Genomic DNA, 461 nt, shown 5'->3' with positions numbered 1-461 from the left:
GCAAGACCCGAAAACGACGACAGGACCGTTAGTAAGTAAAGTTCAATACGATAAGGTGAATTATTATATTGAATTGGCCAAAGAAGAAGGGGCAAAACTGGTTACAGGTGACCAACCGCTAAAATTATCGGATGATCTGGCGAAGGGGTACTACATTGCCCCGACGATTTTCCTGCATCATGATCCGAATGCACGTACTTGTCAGGAAGAGATTTTTGGTCCGGTCGTAACGATTTTACCGTTCGATACGGAAGAAGAAGCTTTAAAGATTGCGAACAATACGGATTATGGCTTAAACGGGGTCATTTGGACAGAAAATCTAAAGCGAGCACACCGTGTGTCACATGCCGTACGTGCTGGGACAATTTGGGTGAATTGCTGGTTTGTTCGTGATTTACGTGTTCCATTTGGCGGCTTCAAAAAGAGCGGTGTTGGTCGAGAAGGTGGACGTCATAGTATGG

1 protein-coding gene is annotated in these 461 nt (G+C 45.1%); it reads left to right on the top strand.

Annotated elements, in window-relative coordinates; all coding sequences use genetic code 11:
• A partial coding sequence (locus tag ACTD9P_RS29865) for an aldehyde dehydrogenase family protein (protein WP_438870454.1) occupies positions 1–461 on the top strand: 461 nt, incomplete at both ends.

This window comes from Pseudomonas onubensis (genome assembly GCF_965653655.1).
Lineage (GTDB): Bacteria > Pseudomonadota > Gammaproteobacteria > Pseudomonadales > Pseudomonadaceae > Aquipseudomonas.
This window is presented reverse-complemented; position numbering and strand designations above follow the sequence as displayed.